Consider the following 17901-nt stretch of genomic DNA (forward strand, 5'->3'; position numbering starts at 1 on the left):
CCAGTTTTTCTGTCCGCGCATTTTGCACAAGGTTGCACCATGCCCCTGATTGCAGTGAATGTGACCCCATTCCATGCGACCCGGCACCAGCAGCATCATTGAAGTTTCCCTCCGCAGTTTCCTGTGCAAGCGTTTTTTCAGGCGGCGATGCAAGCCCGTTTTTTGGGGCATCGTCCCTGTGCTAGATACAGTTTACGGCAAAAAAACCGCTTTGCAAAGAGCGTTTGGGCAAATTCTCCCTTGTGTTCCCATGCCGTCAAAAAACTTTCGAAAGTTTTGTGCAGTTTCGCCATCCTTTTTCTTTTTAAGTATGACTTATGCAGCGGGTATATTTTATGTAAAGGCTGTGTTGATGTATCCCAGATACGGAGCAGCATTTTTAAAAAATGATCTTTGCGGTGTCGGCGCGTGCAGCGCGGATCAGATCTGCCGGGGCACAGCACACCTGCGTACCGATGCGCCCGCCGGAAACATAGACCTTCTGCTGGGTCAGCACGCTTTCGTCAAAGACGGTGCGGTACTGCTTTTTCATGCCCACCGGGCTGCAGCCGCCCCGCACATAACCGGTGACCTTGTTGATATCTGCCACATGGATCATTGCCACGCTCTTTTCGCCCACGCTGCGGGCAGCGGCCTTTAAATCCAGCTCTGCCGCCACCGGAATGACGAACACAAAATAGTTTTTGCTGCTGCCCTGCGTTACCAGCGTCTTGTATACGCAGGCAGGGTCCTCGCCCATGCTGGCGGCTACGGTCACACCGTCCACCGCCACCCCCTCCTCGTGGGGGTACTCGTGGGCGGTGTAGGCCACCTTTTCCCGTTCCAGAATGCGCATTGCGTTGGTTTTAGCTTCTTTTCCCATTGTTATTTCCTCTTTTACATTTGCTTTGTTTCTATTTTACCACTTTTTCCGAAAAAATTCAAAATTTCTCTTGACTTCAGTTTCATGAAGTGATATCATAGCGTCACGCACTTCAGAGCACTGAAGTTTGACACTGCAAGCTGCGGCAAAGGAGCCGGTCTCCCTCGCCGTTTTACAGGATAGAAAAAGGCAAAGGAGACAAAACACTATGATCATCGTACTCAAACAGGATGCCCCCGACGTACAGGTGCGCGAGTTCTGCCACGAGCTGGAGGATATGGGGCTGCAGATCAACGATTCCAAGGGCAGCGACACCCATATTCTGGGTCTGATCGGCGATACCAAGGCCATTGCGGAAAGCTGGGTGCTGGCGAACCCGGTGGTGGAGACCTGCCGCCGCGTGTCCGAGCCCTACAAAAAGGCCAACCGCAAGTTCCACCCGGACGACAGCGTTATCGACGTAGAAGGCGTCAAGATCGGCGGCGGCAACTTTGCAGTCATCGCCGGGCCGTGCAGCATTGAAAGCGAGGAGCAGATCACCTACTGCGCCCAGCGGGTAAAGGCGGCAGGCGCTTCCCTGCTGCGCGGCGGTGCGTTCAAGCCCCGCACCTCCCCCTACTCTTTTCAGGGTATGCGCAGTGAGGGTCTGGATCTGCTCAAGCTGGCACGCCGCGCCACCGGTTCGCCCATCGTGACCGAGATCATGAACACCGAGCACCTGCCCCTGTTTGAAAATGTGGACCTCATTCAGGTGGGTGCCCGCAATATGCAGAATTTTGAGCTGCTCAAAGCCGTTGGACGCCAGAAAAAGCCGGTGCTGCTCAAGCGCGGCCTTGCCAACACGCTGGAAGAGTTCGTGATGAGCGCCGAGTACATTATGGCCGAGGGTAACGAGAACGTCATCCTGTGCGAGCGCGGCATCCGTACCTTCGAGACCAGTATGCGCAACACGCTGGACCTTGCCGGTGTGGTCATGCTGCACAAGATGACCCATCTGCCGGTGGTGGTAGACCCCAGCCACGCCTGCGGCCACGCATGGATGGTGCCGGAGCTGGCGAAAGCCGCGGTCGCTGCCGGTGCCGACGGCCTGATGATCGAGGTGCACAACAACCCCGCCAAGGCCAAGTGCGACGGCGCTCAGAGCCTGACCCCCGACCAGTTCGATGAGCTGATGCAGTTCATCGGCAAAGAGGTGGAGTTCTTCGGCAAAAAAATGAACTGAACCCTGCTCCGTCCGCTCCCCCGCAAGGGGGAGCTTTTTTTGTATGCACCGGCGGGTTTTCATTTTCTTTTCACGGGTTTTATGGTATACTATAGTGTATTTTGAAAAAACACTGCCGAAAGAGGTTTTAAAGATGAAAGCACACATTGCACGCAACCAGAACGCCGGGGTGCCGCTGGCGCTGGGCTGGAACCTTTCCCCCGCCGACCGGGGCAAGCTGGAGGGCATGGCACCCGCCTTTGGCATGAAGCTGCTGCCCGTTGCCCCCGCCGATGCCGGCAAGACCGTTGCCCAGCTGCTGGGCGAGGTGGAGGTAAAAGCCCCCAGAACGCTGGTGCTGGAGCCCGGTGCCTATCCCCCGGCGCTGGTGCTGGCAAACTTCCGCGATAAGGACGTGGACACCCTGCTGGACCTGATGCGGCAGGCACAGGTGACCATCCCGCTCAAGGCGGTGGTCACCCCCGCAAACCGCAACTGGATGTTTGCAGACCTGCTGGCGCACCTGCAGGAGGAGCACACCGCCTTTAGCGCTGCAAAGGAGAGCCAGACCGTATGAAGAGCCGCATCACCCGCATAACCGCTGCACTGCTGGCGGCGGTGCTGAGCCTTAGCCTTCTGGCCGGCTGCAAGCCCAAAAAGGAGCTGATCCGGTACACCACCATCTTTTATGACGTATTCGACACGGTGACGCAGGTCATCGCCTACTGCGAGAGCGAGGAAGCGTTCAACACCCAGATGCAGGCGCTGCATCAGGATCTGATCGCCTACAACCAGCTCTACGATATCTACAACGACTACGACGGCGTTGTGAACGTTAAGACCATCAACGAAAACGCCGGCAAAGCCCCGGTACAGGTGGATGACCGCATCCTCTCCATGCTGGAGCTGGCGCGGCAGATGTACGACCTGACCGGCGGCAAGATCAACATTGCCATGGGCAGTGTGCTGGGCATCTGGCACGACCACCGCGAAGCCGCTGAAAAGGACGCTTCCGATGCCGACAACACCCTGCCCACGCAGGAGGAGTTGGAAGCCGCTGCCCAGCACTGCGATATCAACGATCTTGTCATCGACGAGGACGCCAAAACGGTCTATCTGTCCGACCCGGAGATGTCGCTGGACGTGGGCAGTGTGGGCAAAGGGTACGCCGTGGAGATGGTCTGCCGCGCCGCCGAAGCCCGGGGCCTGACCAGCGCACTGGTGAGCGTGGGCGGCAACCTGCGCGCCATCGGCACAAAGCCGGACGGCAGCCAGTGGACGGGCGGCGTGGAGAACCCGTGGAACGCTTCTGAGGTGTATACCAACACCAATTCCATCTTCGGCTCGCCCATCAACATGAGCGACCTTGCGCTGGTGACCAGCGGCGACTACCAGCGCTACTTTGTGGTGGACGGCAAGCGCTACCACCACATCATCGACCCGGACACCCTTTGGCCCGCTGCCTACTACAACGGCGTCACCGTGCTGTGCCCGGACTCCGGCATGGCAGACTGCCTGACCACCGCCCTGTTCTGTATGCCGCTGGAAGAGGGGCAGAAGCTGGTGGAGTCGCTGGACGGCGTAGAAGCCATGTGGTGCACGCCCGATAAGCAGGCCACCACCTCCAGCGGCTGGGACAGCCACCTGAAAAAGTAAGTTTTTTGCAGGTGGGACGATCAAAATGGCCTCCGCGTGCGCTCTGGCCATCTTCAGCGGAAAAATTATTTTTTATTTCGGAATAGCGGAGCGTCTGCGGACGCTCCGCTATTCCCTTTTCACAGAAGGGGTCGTAAAGGACAACGGCATTGCACCCCCTCCCGTGAAAAAGTTTTTCCGAAAAGTCCGCAGACTTTTCGGAAAAACAAACAAAAAATTTTCTTTCCGCTATTTATGCCCAGAGCAAAGCGGAGGGCATTCAAAATCGTCTCTTTACGCAAAAAGGCTGCCGCACGCAATGTGCAGCAGCCTTTTGTTTGTTTATCCGGTTATCCCGTCTGGCATCACTCCACGATGATGCTCTTGCCGGTCATCTCGGCGGGAACGGGCAGGCCGATATAGGGCAGCATGGTGGGTGCGATATCGGCCAGACAGCCGCCCTCGCGCAGCTTCACGTCACCGCAGCCAACTGCCACAAAGGGCACAACGTTGGTAGTGTGGGCGGTGAAGGGGGTGCCGTCCGGGTTCATCATCTTTTCAGCGTTGCCGTGGTCGGCGGTGATGAAGGCGCAGCCGCCGGCGTTCAGCACAGCGGTGACCACCTGATCCACGCAGGTATCCACAGCCTCAACGGCCTTGACAGCAGCATCGAACACGCCGGTGTGGCCGACCATATCGCAGTTTGCGAAGTTCAGGATGACCACATCGTACTTGCCGCTCTCGATGCGCTTGACGCACTCGGCAGCGACTTCGGGGGCGCTCATCTCGGGCTTCAGGTCGTAGGTAGCAACCTTGGGGCTGGGGATGACGCAGCGGTCCTCGCCCTCGTAGGGAGCTTCCACGCCGCCGTTAAAGAAGAAGGTAACGTGGGCGTACTTCTCAGTCTCGGCAATGCGCAGCTGGGTCTTGCCGTGGGCAGACAGATACTCGCCCAGAACGTTCTTCAGCTCCACCGGGGGATAAGCAACCTCGCAGTTGGGCATGGTGGCATCGTACTCGGCCATGCAGACGTAGTTCACCTGCTTGCGGCCGCCGCGGCGCTCGAAGCCGGTAAAAGCATCGTCACAGAAGATGCGGGTCATCTGGCGGGCACGGTCGGGGCGGAAGTTCATGAAGATGACGGTGTCGCCATCCTGCACGCGGCCACCCTCGCAGGTGACGCAGGGCAGCACGAACTCATCGGTCTTGTCTGCGGCATAGGAAGCTTCGATGGCCTCGGCAGCGTTGGCAGCGTGCTCACCCTCGCCGTAGACGAAGGCAGCATAGGCCTTCTCCTCGCGATCCCAGTTGTTATCGCGGTCCATGGCGTAGTAACGGCCGGAAACGCTGGCGATCTTGCCCACGCCCAGCTCGTCCAGCTTAGCCTGCAGGTCAGCCAGGAAGCCCTTGCCGGAGTGGGGGTCGGTGTCGCGGCCGTCGGTGATGCAGTGCAGGTAAATTTCCTTTGCACCCAGATGCTTTGCCATTTCCAGCACACCAAACCAGTGGTCGGCATGGCTGTGCACGCCGCCGGTGCCCACCAGACCCATCAGATGGATGGCCTTGCCGGCCTCGATGGCGGCCTTCATGTTCTTGACCAGCACAGGGTTCTTGAGCATCTCGCCGTCGCGGATGGACTTGGTGATGAGGGTCAGCTGCTGGTACACGATGCGGCCTGCGCCCATGTTGGTGTGGCCGACCTCGGAGTTGCCCATCTGGCCGTCGGGCAGACCGACAGCCATGCCGGAAGCATCAATGGTGGTCATGGGGTACTTTTCCATCAGAGCATCCAGATGGGGGGTCTTGGCAGCCACAACAGCGTTGCCGAAGGTCTCGTTCGGCACCCAGCCGAAGCCATCCATGATGCACAGAAGAACAGGTTTCTTTGCCATAAAATTGAATCTCCTTTGAATTTATCACGCGTTGCGGGCAAGGCTAAGCGCCCTGCCTGCAGGTACAGCCTGCGGGTGCATAACACCCGAGCAGCTGCTGTAAAACAGATCAGCGCCCGGCTCAGCGCTGAAAAAACGGCGCAGCCGGGCGCTGAAACAGCTCATTTAAGAAAAGGCAGTTGCTCAGCCCTTGGTGGCTGCATTGACGATGACTGCAAAGTCGGCAGCCTTCAGGGATGCGCCGCCGATCAGGCCGCCGTCCACGTCCTTCTTGCTCAGCAGCTCCTCGCAGTTCTTGGCATTCATGCTGCCGCCGTACTGCACGGTGGTAGCTTCGGCTACGGTCTCGCCGTACAGCTCACCTACCACCTTGCGGATCTGAGCGCAGACTTCCTCTGCCTGATCAGCGGTAGCGGTCTTGCCGGTGCCGATGGCCCAGACAGGCTCGTAGGCGATGACAACGTTTGCCATCTGCTCGGCGGTCACGTCACGCAGGGCGATCTTGGTCTGCATACGGACCAGCTCCTCGGTAACGCCCTCCTCGCGCTGCTGCAGGCTCTCGCCCACGCAGATGATGACCTTCAGGCCGGCATTCAGCGCAGCCAGAGTGCGCTTGTTGACGGTCTGGTCGGTCTCTGCAAAGTACTGGCGGCGCTCAGAGTGGCCGACGATGACGTACTCCACGCCCAGATCCACCAGCATATCGGCGCTGATCTCGCCGGTGAAAGCACCGGACTTCTCAAAGTGGACGTTCTCGGCACCGACATGGATGTTGGTGCCCTTGGTCTTAGCCACAGCGGTGACCAGATCGGTAAACGGGGTGCAGATGACCACCTCGCAGGCGGCGTCCTTCACGGCGGGGATCAGCTCGTCCACCAGAACAGCAGCCTCGGAGGCGGTCTTGTTCATCTTCCAGTTGCCAGCGATAATAGCCTTGCGCTTTGCCTTATCCATTGTTATTTTCTCCTTACCTTCGTAAATATTTACAAATTACCTGCACAAAAAGAAAAGATGCGGCGGCGTAAATGCCGCCGCACCCATTGTGATGCCGGAAAAATTATGCGTTCTGGATGACTGCGATGCCGGGCAGCTCCTTGCCCTCCAGATACTCCAGAGAAGCGCCGCCGCCGGTGGAGATGTGGGTCATCTTGTCGCCCAGACCCATCTGCTGCACAGCTGCTGCGCTGTCGCCGCCGCCGATAACGGTGGTAGCATCGCTCTCAGCCATAGCCTTGGCAACAGCCAGAGTACCGGCTGCCAGAGTGGGGTTCTCGAACACGCCCATGGGGCCGTTCCAGACAACAGTCTTGGAAGCCTTGACAGCGTCAGCAAACAGCTTCATGGTCTCGGGGCCGATGTCGCAGCCCTCCATGTCAGCGGGGATCGCAGTGACAGGCACCACGGTGACGTCCACAGGAGCGTCGATGGGATCGGGGAAGTCCTTGATGCAGACAGCATCCACGGGCAGCAGCAGCTTGACGCCCTTCTCCTTGGCCTTAGCCATCATTTCCTTGCAGTAGTCCAGCTTGGTGTCGTCGCACAGGCTCTTGCCGACTTCGTAGCCCTGAGCCTTGACGAAGGTGTAAGCCATGCCGCCGCCGATGATCAGGGTATCGACCTTCTCCAGCAGGTTGGAGATGACGTTCAGCTTATCAGCGACCTTGGCACCGCCCAGAATAGCGGTGAAGGGACGGACGGGGTCGTTGACGGCGTTGCCCAGATACTTGATCTCCTTCTCCATCAGGTAACCGACAGCGGTATCCTTGATGTAGTCGGTGACACCTGCAGTGGAGCAGTGTGCACGGTGGCAGCTGCCGAAGGCATCGTCCACATAAGCGTCAGCCAGAGAAGCCAGCTCCTCGCTGAACTCAGGCATATTCTTGGTCTCTTCCTTGCGGAAACGGGTGTTCTGCAGCAGAACGACATCGCCGTTGTTCATAGCAGCCACAGCAGCCTTTGCGTTCTCGCCCACAACGTTGTCGTCGTCGGCAAACACAACGGTCTTGCCCAGCTTTGCGCTCAGAGCCACAGCAACGGGAGCCAGGCTGAACTTAGCCTCAGGGCCGTTCTTGGGCTTGCCCAGATGGCTGCACAGGATGACCTTAGCGCCATCGTTGACCAGCTTCTGGATGGTGGGCAGTGCTGCATTGATGCGGTTCTCGTTGGTGATGACACCGTCCTTCATCGGGACGTTGAAATCGCAGCGGACAAGCACCTTCTTGCCGCAGTAGTTCTGATCGTCGATCGTCTTCTTACCTAAACCCATGGTAAAAACTCCTCTCAAGTTATAATTCTGAACCAGAGTCTCGCTCACAATCGGGGCGTTGCCCCGTACAGCTACTATTATAAACAAAAACTGCGTGTATTGCAAGGATAAGAGATAGATAATTGTTTAACAAACATTTACCGTTGTTGCACGGAAATGTGTCTATTTTGCCCGAAGTGCGGTTTTTTCTGCCCGCAGACGCCGGAAATGCCGTTTTCCGTTCCGTTCTCTTCCGTGAAAAAAGCTTCCGAAAAGTCCGCAGACTTTTCGGAAGCTCAAATAAAAAAACAAAATTCCTTGAATTATGCCCAGAGCGCAAGCGGAGGGCATTTCAAATCGTCCCGCATCAAACAAGGCCGCCGCACAAAATACTGTGCAACGGCCTGTCTGCTTATGCGTTATGCAAAATATTCCTGTGCGCGGCGGGCGGCATTGTTGATGCAGTCCCGCAGCTGGTCCAGCGTATCAAACTTTTTGCTGGGGCTCAGGTAGGCGTGGAACTCCACCACCGGGTCGGTGCCGTACAAGTCGCCGGAAAAGCCCGGGATAAAGGTCTCGCAGGTCACCTTGGTGGCGTCATCGTTCACGGTAGGGCGGCTGCCCAGACCGGTGGCCGAGGGATACCACACCCCGTTGATGCAGGTGCGGGTGATATAAATGCCGCTGCGGGGCATCTGGAAGCCCTGCGGGTACAGCTGGTTGATGGTGGGCACCCCAAGGGTGTGTCCCAGCCCTGCCCCGTGCTGCACCGCAAAGCGGATGGCATAGGGCATCCCCAGCATGGCGTTGGCAGCGGGGATATCCCCGCCCTCCAGTGCGGTGCGGATGCGGGTGGAGGACACCGGCTTTTCCTCAAACTGCGCCATGGGCACCACCACCACCTCTACCCCAAGGGGGGCACAGAGGGTGCGCAGCAGCTCCGGCGTACCGGCAGCTTTTGCGCCAAAGGTGAAGTTTTCGCCGCAGAACAGCGCCCGGGCGTGGCAGTTTTCCACAATGCCGCGCACGAACTCCTCCGGGCTCAGCGCTTTGATCGCTTCAAAGTCCGGGGTGAGGTAATACTCCACCCCAAGGCTGTGGATCAAGGCGTGCTTATCCTCGGTAGAAAGCAGGCGCTTGCCCTTCATTTTATTTTCCACCGGCAGGCGGAAGGTGAACACCGCCGGGGCTGCGTCATGGGTCTTTGCCCACTGCACAGCCCCTTCGATCACCGCCCGGTGGCCGATATGGATGCCGTCAAAGTAGCCCATGGCCACGGCGGTGCCTTTTTCGGGCTGCGCCAGCGGCAGCGGGGCAAACTGAGAAATGATCTGCATGGGTCTTGTTTCCTTTATTGCTCAATTACGTTCCACGAACAGTTTTTCCACCCGGAGCACCCCGCCGGTAATATTGGCAAGGCCAAGGAACTGCCCAGCGGCATTGCGCACCCGGTAGCGTCCGTCTGCTGCGGGGTAGCGGCTGGTGGGGCAGCCGTTGTACAGATGCTGCTCCACCCATGGCTCCACCACCAGCAGCGGCAACGGGGTGAACACGCTTTCCACCGGCAGCATCAGTGCTTCCAGCGCAGCGCTCCCCTGCTCCTTTGCGGCAAGAATTTCTTCCAGCGTATGGGCGTCTGCTTCGGTGTACAGACCGGCAGCGGTGCGGCGCAGAGCGCTCATGGTGCCCTTCTGCCCCATGGCGGCGGCGATATCCTCCAGCAGTGTGCGGATGTAGGTGCCCTTGGAGCAGCGCACCGTCAGTACATACTCGTTTTCTGCCGGACTGCCGCCGTACTCGATGCCGTAGATCTCAATGGGGCGCGCCTTGCGCTCCACGGTCACGCCCTCGCGCGCCAGCTTATACAGCGGCTGTCCGTTGATCTTGACCGCCGAGTACATAGGCGGCACTTGCATCTGCGGGCCGATAAACTGCGGCAGCACAGCCAGCAGTTCCTTCTCTCCGGCGGTGACGGGTGCAGTCTCCAGCACCGTGCCGGTGCTGTCGCCGGTATCGGTGCGTGCACCCAGGCGCAGGGTGGCGCGGTAAGTCTTGTCGTGGTTCAGCTGCAGGTCCACCGCCTTGCTGGCACCGCCGCAGAACACCGGCAGAACGCCGGTGGCCATGGGGTCCAGCGTACCGCTGTGCCCCAGCTTGCGGGTGCCCAGCACGCCGCGCAGCTTTGCCACCACGTCAAAGCTGGTCCAGTCCATGGGCTTGTCTACGATCAGGATGCCCTGCATCATGCTTCCTCCTGCGGTGCGTCCAGCTCGGCTTCCACCTCTGCAAGGATCGCATTCTTGGCGTTTTCAAGGTCGCCCAGCAGCTCACAGCCCGCTGCGCGGGTGTGGCCGCCGCCGCCCAGCCGCCGGGCGATGGCACAGGCGTCCACGCCCTTTGCGGTGCGCACGCTGATGCGGTAGCTGCCGCCGGGCTGCTGGCGCAGGGTCAGACCGACCTTGACTCCCTCGATGCTGATGGGCAGGCTGGTCAGCTCTTCCAGATCTGCGGGGTCTACCCCGCTCTGCCGGATCTCGTCCCGTGTCAGGTAGATCAGGGCACATCGGCCGTCCAGATAGTACTCCAGATGGTTGCGGGCGATGCGCTCGGCCTCCATGCGGGCACGGGGCTTGGTGTCGAAGAGCAGGGTGTTCAGTTCCTCCACATGACAGCCGGCTTCAATAAGCTTTGCCGCCACCGTGTGGGTGTTGGCTGTGGTGGAGGAGAACTTGAAGCAGCCGGTATCGGTGGCAATGCCGGTGTACAGACAGTCCGCAATGTGGGTGGAGATGGGCACGCCCATCTCCACGATGACCTGATACAGCAGCTCTGCTGCCGCAGCGGCACCGGCATCCAGAAGGGTGAAATCGGCATAGCCGTTGTTGCCTGCATGGTGGTCGATGCACAGGTCCACATGGCGTGCAAACTGCGGCACACCGTTATTTTCGCCAAACAGCTGCAAGCCTGCCACGTCCACCGCGATCACGGTGCGGGGCTCGAACTCACCCTTGAACAGCCGTGGGTTCGTAAAGGCGTAGCGGGACGGCACGGTATCGGAGCAGAGCACCGCCGTTGTTTTTTCCAACGCTTTGAGCGCGTAGTACAGGGCGCTGCCGCAGCCGATGGTGTCACCGTCCGGGTTTTTGTGGCACAGAATCAAAATGTTGTCCGCAGCCAGCAGGCGCTGCGCCATCTGCTGCACATTCAGTTGTTCTGTCATCCAATGATCCATCCTTTCCGCAAAGGCAGTCAGTCCTCGGTCTGTTCGGTATCGGCAGGCTGTGCTTCCTCCTCGCCGTTCACGTTCAGGCTGCGCAGCAGCTCGTTGATGTGGGCGGCGTAGGCGGCACCGTCATCCTCCACAAAGATGAAGCGGGGTGCCTTGCGGATGTGCATTTTTTTGCTGACCTCGGTGCGCACATGGCCTGCGGCACGGTTCAGCGCTTCGATTGCGGGCTTGGGGCCGTCCGCACGGCCCATCACGCTTACATACACCTTTGCCACATCCAGATCCGGCGTCACGTCCAAACGGGTGACGGTCAGCAGACCGCCCTCCAGCCGCGGGTCCTTCAGCCGGCCGATGATGGCAATGACCTCGCGCTTCATATCCTGCGCAAGACGGCCCATATTTTTCTGAGACATAGTTTTCTCCAAATTCTGTCGGCAGCTTCCCAAAGCCCTTCCCCGCCCGGGGAAAGGCGGCATCTGTCTGCCAGAACGACGGATGAGGGCGCACGCTCCACACCTGCGAAAGATACGCCCTCATCAGTCTCACTTCGTTCGACAGCTTCCCCCGGACGGGGGAAGCCTTTTCTGCCGGGAAGCTGTTATATATTCGGTTTTTGCTTAGTCGCGGTACTCTTCCATCTTGAAGGCTTCGTACACGTCGCCTTCCTTGACGTCCGCAAACTTCTCCAGCGTCACGCCGCACTCGTAGCCCTCGGCCACTTCCTTGGCGTCATCCTTGAAGCGCTTCAGGGATGCGATCTCGTCCTCGGCAATGACGATACCGTCACGCACCACGCGCACCTTGCTGTCGCGGGTGATCTTGCCGCTGGTCACGCGGCAGCCTGCAACGGTGCCCACGTTGGAGATCTTGTACACCTGACGCACCTGCAGCTCGCCCAGAGAGACCTCGCGGAACTTGGGTGCCAGCATACCCTTCATAGCGTCGGTGACATCGTTGATGGCGTCGTAGATGACGCGGTACATACGCATTTCCACCTTGGTGGCAGCGGCTTCTTCCTTGGCCACATTGTCCGGGCGGACGTTGAAGCCGATGATGATGGCGTTGGAGGCATCGGCCAGATCCACGTCAGACTTGCTGATGGCGCCGACACCGGCGTGGATAACGCGCACGCGCACCTCATCGTTGGAAATCTTCTCCAAACTCTGCTTCACAGCCTCGGCAGAGCCCTGCACATCGGCCTTGACCACGATGGCCAGCTCCTTCATGTCGTTCTGTGCCATCTGGCTGAACAGGTTATCCAGCGTGACCTTCTGGAAGGAGGAGAACTGCTTTTCCTTGGCGGCAGCAACGCGCTGTTCGGCCAGCTCACGGGCCAGACGCTCGTCCTCAACAGCCTCGAACAGGTCGCCTGCTTCCGGTACTGCGGTCAAGCCGGTGATCTCCACAGGGGTAGAGGGGCCGGCATCGGTGAGCAGTTGACCCTTGTCGCTGCGCATGGTGCGCACGCGGCCCACAGCGGTACCGGCAATGATGACGTCGCCGGCGTGCAGAGTGCCGTTCTGCACCAGAATGGTGGCAATGGGGCCCTGGCCCTTGTCCAGACGGGCCTCGACGACCGCACCCTTGGCGCGGCGGTTGGGGTTTGCCTTCAGCTCCATGACCTCAGCTTCCAGAGCAATGCGCTCCAGCAGGTCGTTGATGCCCATGCCGGTCAGGGCAGACACCGGGATGCAGGCTACATCGCCGCCCCAGTCCTCGGTGATGATGCCGTACTTGGTCAGGCCTTCCATCACGCGCTCGGGGTTTGCGGTGGGCTTATCCATCTTGTTCATTGCCACGATGAGCTTGACATTTGCAGCCTTGGCGTGGTTGATGGACTCGATGGTCTGGGGCATGATGCCGTCGTCGGCAGCAACCACCAGAACTGCAATATCGGTCATGTTGGCACCGCGGGCACGCATGGAGGTGAACGCCTCGTGGCCCGGGGTATCCAGGAAGGTGATGAGGCTGTCGTTGACCTTGACCTGATATGCACCGATGGCCTGCGTAATACCGCCGGCCTCGCCTGCGGTGACGTTGGTCTTACGGATGGCATCCAGAATACTGGTCTTGCCGTGGTCAACGTGACCCATGACACAGACCACCGGGGGACGCTCCACCAGATCCTCCTGTGCGTCCTCCTCCTGCGTGAACAGACGCTCCTCGATGGTGACATGCACCTCGTGCTCGACCTTTGCGTGGAACTCCTCAGCCAGCAGAGCTGCGGTGTCGAAATCGATCACATCGTTGATGGCGTGCATCTCACCCATCTGCATGAACTTGGCAATGACCTTACCGGCCTGCTGCTTCAGGCGGGCAGCCAGCTCGCCCACAGTGATCTCGTCGGGGATCAGCACCTTCAGCTGGGCATTGCGTGCCTTTTCCAGCTGGATGCGCTGCAGACGCTCGAACTCGGTCTCGCGCTTGCCCTTCTGGAACTGCTGGCGCTGGCGCTGACCGCGCTGGGTGAACTTCTGCTTGTTGCCCTGCGGGGTGGGCTTGCGGCGGTTCTCGGTGTTCTTGGTAGAGGCCAGATCATCGTAACGGGCATCGAAGCGATCCACGTTCATATCCACAGTGCGGGTATCCACAGTGACCTGATTGTCCTCGCGGCGGACAGAGACTGCCTGTGCGGGGGCAGCGGTGGCCTTTGCGCCGGTCTCGCGTGCCAGCTCGCTGAAGGAAACGGTCTTTTCCTCGCGCTTCTTGTGCTGCTCGGGCTTCTTGTCGCCGTGCTTGCCGTTATTGTTATTATTATTGTTGTTTGCCTTGGGCTGCTCGGCCTTTGCGGTGGGCTGCTGGGGCTTTTTGTCAGCCTTGGGAGCCTCGGGCTTCTTCTCAGCCTTCTTTTCGGCCTTCTGCTCAGCCTTCTTCTCAGCCTTGGGCTCCTCCTTGGGAGCCTTGGCGCTGTTCAGAAACTCGTCCAGATTCGCCACGCTGTTGTCCTTGCTGAACTTCTCCAGCAGGTAGTTCAGCTCGTTTTCCTCCAGATTGGAGCTGTTCTTCTTGCCGGTGCTGCCCATAGCAGCCAGCTCGTCCAGCACCTTCTTTGCAGAAAGGTTCAGATCCTTTGCAAAGTCACTCACTTTATATTTTACGATCATTCGCTCATATCCTCCTCATTTTTGATTGCTCCGCAGTCCGACAGGCGGTCGAAGCAGAGCTTTGCGAGGTTGCGGTCGGTCACCGCGTAAACAGCCACGGGCTTGTGGCTGATATCGGCAAGCTTATCCTGCGTCAGCGGCATGGTGAACACGTCCACCAAGTCGCCCACGGCGTAGTTCAAACGCTGCAGGGTCTTGGGGCTGATGTCCGATGCGGTCATCACCAGCCATGCCTTGCTTTTTACGCAGGCCTCCTCCACGGCGTCAAAGCCCATGGTCAGCGCACCGGCCTTGCGGCACAGGCTCACGGCCTGATACAGCGCCTCCTCCGGGGGCAGCTTGGGTTTTGCGGGGGCGTTATTCTTTTTTGCCATCGGCTGCTGCCTCCTTTGCGGCTGCGGCCAGCTGTACAGCCAGCGCATCGTATACCTCGGCGGGAACCGGCTGCTCAAAGCAGCGCTCCAGCGCCTTTTTCTTCTTTGCCTTGGTCAGGCAGTCCGGGTCAGGGCAGAGATATGCGCCGCGCCCCGGCTTTTTGCCTACCAGATCAATGCTGATCTCCCCGCTGGGTGCGCGCACCACGCGCACCAGCTCCTTTTTGGGGCGGCTGGTCATGCAGCCGATACACTGGCGGGCAGGGATCTTTTTTTGTGCCATCCGGTTTCCCTCCTTCGGCAGATGGTGCCGGGCTTATTCAGCGTCTGCTGCGTCCTTCTTGGGCTCTTCGTCCTCGCCGTAGTAGCCGCTCTCGGGACGGATATCAATGTTGTAGCCGGTCAGGCGGGCGCACAGGCGGGCGTTCTGACCCTTGTTGCCGATGGCCAGACTCAGCTGCTGGTCGGGCACGGTGACACGGCAGGAGCGGGTCTCGCCGGGCAGCAGCTCCACCTTGACCACCTTGGCGGGGCTCAGGGCTGCGGAGATGAACTCAGAGATATCCTCGCTCCACTTGACGATATCGATCTTCTCACCGCCCAGCTTTTCCACAACAGCAGCCACACGGGCACCGTGCTCGCCGATGCAGGCAGAAACAGGGTTGACGTTGGGGTCCTTGGACCAGACAGCCATCTTGGTGCGGGCACCGGCTTCGCGGCTGATGGCCTTTACCTCCACAGTGCCGTCAAAGATCTCGGGCACTTCCAGCTCAAACAGGCGCTTGACAAGGCCGGGATGGGTGCGGCTGATCATCACGCGGGGACCGCGCTCGGTGCTGACCACATCCACGATGTAGACCTGCAGGGTCTCGCCCTCGGTGTACACCTCGCCGGGCACCTGCTCGTTGCGGGGCAGAACAGCCTCGCCGCCCTTGCCCAGATCCAGCGCTACGATGCCCTTCTCGGTATCCACGCGGGTAACGGTGGCCTGCACGATGTCATGTGCGCGGGACTGGATCTCGCTGAGCTGCTGGTTGCGCTCGGCTTCGCGGATGCCCTGACGGATGACGTGCTTTGCGGTCTGGGCGGCAATGCGGCCAAAATCGCGGGTCTTGAGCGGGGTGATGATGCGGTCGCCCACCTCGTAGCTGCTGCGGATCTTGCGTGCTTCGGTCACACCGATCTCGGCGTGCTCGTCGTACCAGTCCTCGTCTGCCACGATGTCCTGGATCAGTGCCACGTCAAAGCGGCCGGTGTCGGGGTCGATGTCCACCCGGATGTGATCCTCCTCGACCTCATAGTTCTTCTTGACGGCAATGATGATAGCCGCCTTGATCTTTTCGATCAGGTACTCTGCGGTGATGCCGCGCTCATGCTCCAGCATGGAGAGCGCTTCAAAAAAGTCCTTATTCTCTGCTGTCATTTTTCGGGTTCCTCCTATATATTTTGTTCTCTTTTCTCTCTCAGAGACGGTTATTTTCAGTTGAACAGATCCTCGTCGTCGCACAGCTGCACGCCGGAGACTGCATTCACCTCAAAGGTCACAGGGCCGTTTTCGGTCTCCAGCGTCACGGTGCTGCCCTCGCGGCCGGTCAGGATGCCGGACAGTTCCCGCACGCCGTCGGCGTTGGGGCGGATGAGCTTTGCCCGCACCTTCTGGCCCTTCAGCACCTCGTAGTGCTCCGGGCGGGTCAGCTTGCGGCCAAGGCCGGGGCTGCCCACTTCCAGATAATAGCTCTGGTCGATGGGGTCCGCTTCGTCCAGAATGGGGTCCAGTGCGTGGGACACCTCAGCACAGGTGTCGGTATCCATGGTGCCGTCCCGGTCGATGAGGATGCGAAGATACCAGTCCGGCCCTTCCTTCTCAAAAACCACATCCCACAGGCGCAGACCCATGCCTTCCACCGTGGGACGGACAAGCGCTTCCACTCTCTGCGCGGTGTTGCCGCCAGACTGCTTCGCCATAAAAAACCTCCAAACAAACAAGAAACGCGGACCTTGCGGCCCACGTTTCAGGTTAAACTATATCGTACTACTAGAATATAGCATACTCTTGCGATTTATGCAAGCATTTTCGCAATTTTTTTGCAGTTGCGCGCCCTTTGGGGCTTTTTACAGCACCCAGACGCCGTTTTCAAACAGCTGTACAGTGCGGCCATCGCGGCATTTGCCGGTGATGCGGCTGTCCTCTGCACCCACCATCACATCCTCGTGCAGAGAGGAGTGGTTCATGCCGCGGGCTGCCAGCTCTTCCTTGGAAAGGCCGGTGCCGCCCACGGTGGTGCCGGGGTAGCTGTCGCCAAAGGCGATGTGACAGGCGGCGTTCTCGTCAAACAGGGTGTTGTAGAACAGCTTGCCGCTGCGGTTGATGGGGCTGGAGGCAGGCACCAGTGCCACCTCGCCAATGTGGCGTGCGCCCTCGTCGGTGTCCAGCAGCTGACCCAGCAGATCTGCGCCCTCGTCCGCGCCGTGCTCCACTACCTTGCCGTCCTTGAAGGTGACATGGAAGTTTTTGATCAGCTGTCCGTTAAAGACGTAGGGCTTTGTGCCGTAAACGATGCCGTCCACCTTATCCTTATGGGGTGCGGTGAACACCTCCTCGGTGGGGATGTTGGGCAGGAAGGGCACACCCTTCTCGTTTTTGCTGCCGGCGCTCTCCCACACAGCCTGCTCCGCCAGACCCACGGTCAGGTCGGTGCCGTTGGCGCTTTCAAAATGCACGCTTTCCAGATCCAGGGCGTTCATCTTTGCGCCCAGCTCGTTCAGGCGGTCCAGATGCTTCTGCCACTCCCCTACCGGGTCGCCGCCGGTCACACGGCAGGTGTCAAAAATGAGCTTCCACTGTGCTTCAATGGCGGCGGCAGTGTCCAGCTCCGGGAACATCTTCTTTGCCCACGGCTCTGCGGGCAGAGCAGCGATGGACCACTGCACCCGGTCGTTCATGGTGTACTCCCGCCACGGCTGCATAAAGCTGCGGTTCGCGCTGTTCACACGGCTGATCTTAGCGCCGTCCAGCCCGGCAAACAGTTCCGGGTCGTCCGCAATAAGATGCAGCACGCACACGCCGCCCTCGCTCTCGGCGTAGTCCAGATAGCGGCGCAGCTGCCAGCCCTTGTGGTCGGTCAGTGCGTCCTCGCTGCCCAGCTCCATGCGGATGCGGGTAACGGCGTCATCCTGCCAGTTCACCTGCACGTCCCGCGCACCGGCTTCGTAGGCGCTGCGCACGCACAGCCGTGCCAGCGGAGCACCCTCCAGCGGGCAGTTGATGATCAAAGTCTGCCCCGGCTGCGGGTTCACACCCACCCGGACGATAAAATCCGCATACTTTTGCAGTAATTCGTTAAAGTTTTCCACGTCAG

17 protein-coding genes are annotated in these 17901 nt (G+C 59.6%); 3 read left to right on the plus strand and 14 right to left on the minus strand.

All coding sequences use genetic code 11. The features are described from left to right. Positions 1–379: 379 nt before the first annotated feature. Positions 380–862: a Cys-tRNA(Pro) deacylase gene (gene ybaK / locus WMO20_RS02700; protein WP_112090239.1), complete on the minus strand. Its 483-nt coding sequence runs from the start codon at positions 860–862 to the stop codon at positions 380–382. A gap of 208 nt (positions 863–1070) precedes the next feature. On the opposite strand from ybaK, the gene aroF reads away from it, so the two are divergent. The 3 genes from aroF (at position 1071) to WMO20_RS02715 (ending at position 3719) form a co-directional block, all read left to right on the plus strand. Then, a complete protein-coding gene (aroF, locus tag WMO20_RS02705) occupies positions 1071–2084 on the plus strand; it encodes a 3-deoxy-7-phosphoheptulonate synthase (RefSeq protein ID WP_005922307.1) in 1014 nt (337 codons plus the stop codon). Between the two features lie 133 nt (positions 2085–2217). Further along, on the plus strand, positions 2218–2640 hold the full coding sequence (locus WMO20_RS02710) for a DUF3783 domain-containing protein (protein WP_055185365.1): 423 nt from the start codon (positions 2218–2220) through the stop codon (positions 2638–2640). Next, positions 2637–3719: an FAD:protein FMN transferase gene (locus tag WMO20_RS02715; protein ID WP_349185760.1), complete on the plus strand. Its 1083-nt coding sequence runs from the start codon at positions 2637–2639 to the stop codon at positions 3717–3719. Before WMO20_RS02710 ends, WMO20_RS02715 begins: the two co-directional genes overlap by 4 nt. A gap of 344 nt (positions 3720–4063) precedes the next feature. Here the strand turns inward: WMO20_RS02715 and gpmI are convergent, their stop codons facing one another. From gpmI to WMO20_RS02780, 13 genes are all read right to left on the minus strand, one after another. Then, positions 4064–5590 (minus strand): 2,3-bisphosphoglycerate-independent phosphoglycerate mutase, encoded by a 1527-nt coding sequence (gene gpmI / locus WMO20_RS02720; RefSeq protein WP_112090236.1) that lies wholly within the window; start codon positions 5588–5590, stop codon positions 4064–4066. Between the two features lie 183 nt (positions 5591–5773). Continuing rightward, the gene (gene tpiA / locus WMO20_RS02725) at positions 5774–6544 is read right to left on the minus strand and encodes a triose-phosphate isomerase (RefSeq protein ID WP_349185761.1); all 771 of its coding nucleotides are present in this window, start codon (positions 6542–6544) and stop codon (positions 5774–5776) included. 103 nt (positions 6545–6647) lie between these two features. Continuing rightward, positions 6648–7856: a phosphoglycerate kinase gene (locus WMO20_RS02730; RefSeq protein ID WP_055185372.1), complete on the minus strand. Its 1209-nt coding sequence runs from the start codon at positions 7854–7856 to the stop codon at positions 6648–6650. 398 nt (positions 7857–8254) lie between these two features. Continuing rightward, entirely contained in the window at positions 8255–9172 is a 918-nt protein-coding gene (ribF, locus tag WMO20_RS02735; RefSeq protein WP_349185762.1) for a riboflavin biosynthesis protein RibF, read from the minus strand. A gap of 21 nt (positions 9173–9193) precedes the next feature. Further along, the gene (truB, locus tag WMO20_RS02740) at positions 9194–10078 is read right to left on the minus strand and encodes a tRNA pseudouridine(55) synthase TruB (protein WP_349185833.1); all 885 of its coding nucleotides are present in this window, start codon (positions 10076–10078) and stop codon (positions 9194–9196) included. Continuing rightward, positions 10078–11067 carry a DHH family phosphoesterase gene (locus tag WMO20_RS02745; RefSeq protein WP_349185763.1) on the minus strand — a complete coding sequence of 330 codons (990 nt, stop codon included), beginning with the start codon at positions 11065–11067 and terminating at the stop codon, positions 10078–10080. Before WMO20_RS02745 ends, truB begins: the two co-directional genes overlap by 1 nt. A gap of 17 nt (positions 11068–11084) precedes the next feature. Continuing rightward, a complete protein-coding gene (rbfA, locus tag WMO20_RS02750; protein ID WP_015538188.1) occupies positions 11085–11477 on the minus strand; it encodes a 30S ribosome-binding factor RbfA in 393 nt (130 codons plus the stop codon). A 204-nt stretch (positions 11478–11681) separates the two neighbouring features. Then, positions 11682–14168, minus strand: a complete 2487-nt coding sequence (gene infB / locus WMO20_RS02755) for a translation initiation factor IF-2 (protein ID WP_349185764.1) — start codon at positions 14166–14168, stop codon at positions 11682–11684. Beyond that, entirely contained in the window at positions 14165–14542 is a 378-nt protein-coding gene (locus WMO20_RS02760; RefSeq protein ID WP_005922333.1) for a L7Ae/L30e/S12e/Gadd45 family ribosomal protein, read from the minus strand. Before WMO20_RS02760 ends, infB begins: the two co-directional genes overlap by 4 nt. Further along, the gene (gene rnpM / locus WMO20_RS02765) at positions 14526–14825 is read right to left on the minus strand and encodes an RNase P modulator RnpM (protein WP_005922334.1); all 300 of its coding nucleotides are present in this window, start codon (positions 14823–14825) and stop codon (positions 14526–14528) included. Before rnpM ends, WMO20_RS02760 begins: the two co-directional genes overlap by 17 nt. 33 nt (positions 14826–14858) lie before the next feature. Then, entirely contained in the window at positions 14859–15965 is a 1107-nt protein-coding gene (gene nusA, locus WMO20_RS02770; protein ID WP_097779910.1) for a transcription termination factor NusA, read from the minus strand. A 56-nt stretch (positions 15966–16021) separates the two neighbouring features. Next, a complete protein-coding gene (rimP, locus tag WMO20_RS02775; protein ID WP_112090229.1) occupies positions 16022–16507 on the minus strand; it encodes a ribosome maturation factor RimP in 486 nt (161 codons plus the stop codon). A 147-nt stretch (positions 16508–16654) separates the two neighbouring features. Continuing rightward, positions 16655–17896 (minus strand): aminopeptidase, encoded by a 1242-nt coding sequence (locus WMO20_RS02780; RefSeq protein ID WP_112090228.1) that lies wholly within the window; start codon positions 17894–17896, stop codon positions 16655–16657. Positions 17897–17901: the final 5 nt, after the last annotated feature.

This window comes from Faecalibacterium intestinale (genome assembly GCF_040096575.1).
GTDB lineage: Bacteria > Bacillota > Clostridia > Oscillospirales > Ruminococcaceae > Faecalibacterium > Faecalibacterium intestinale.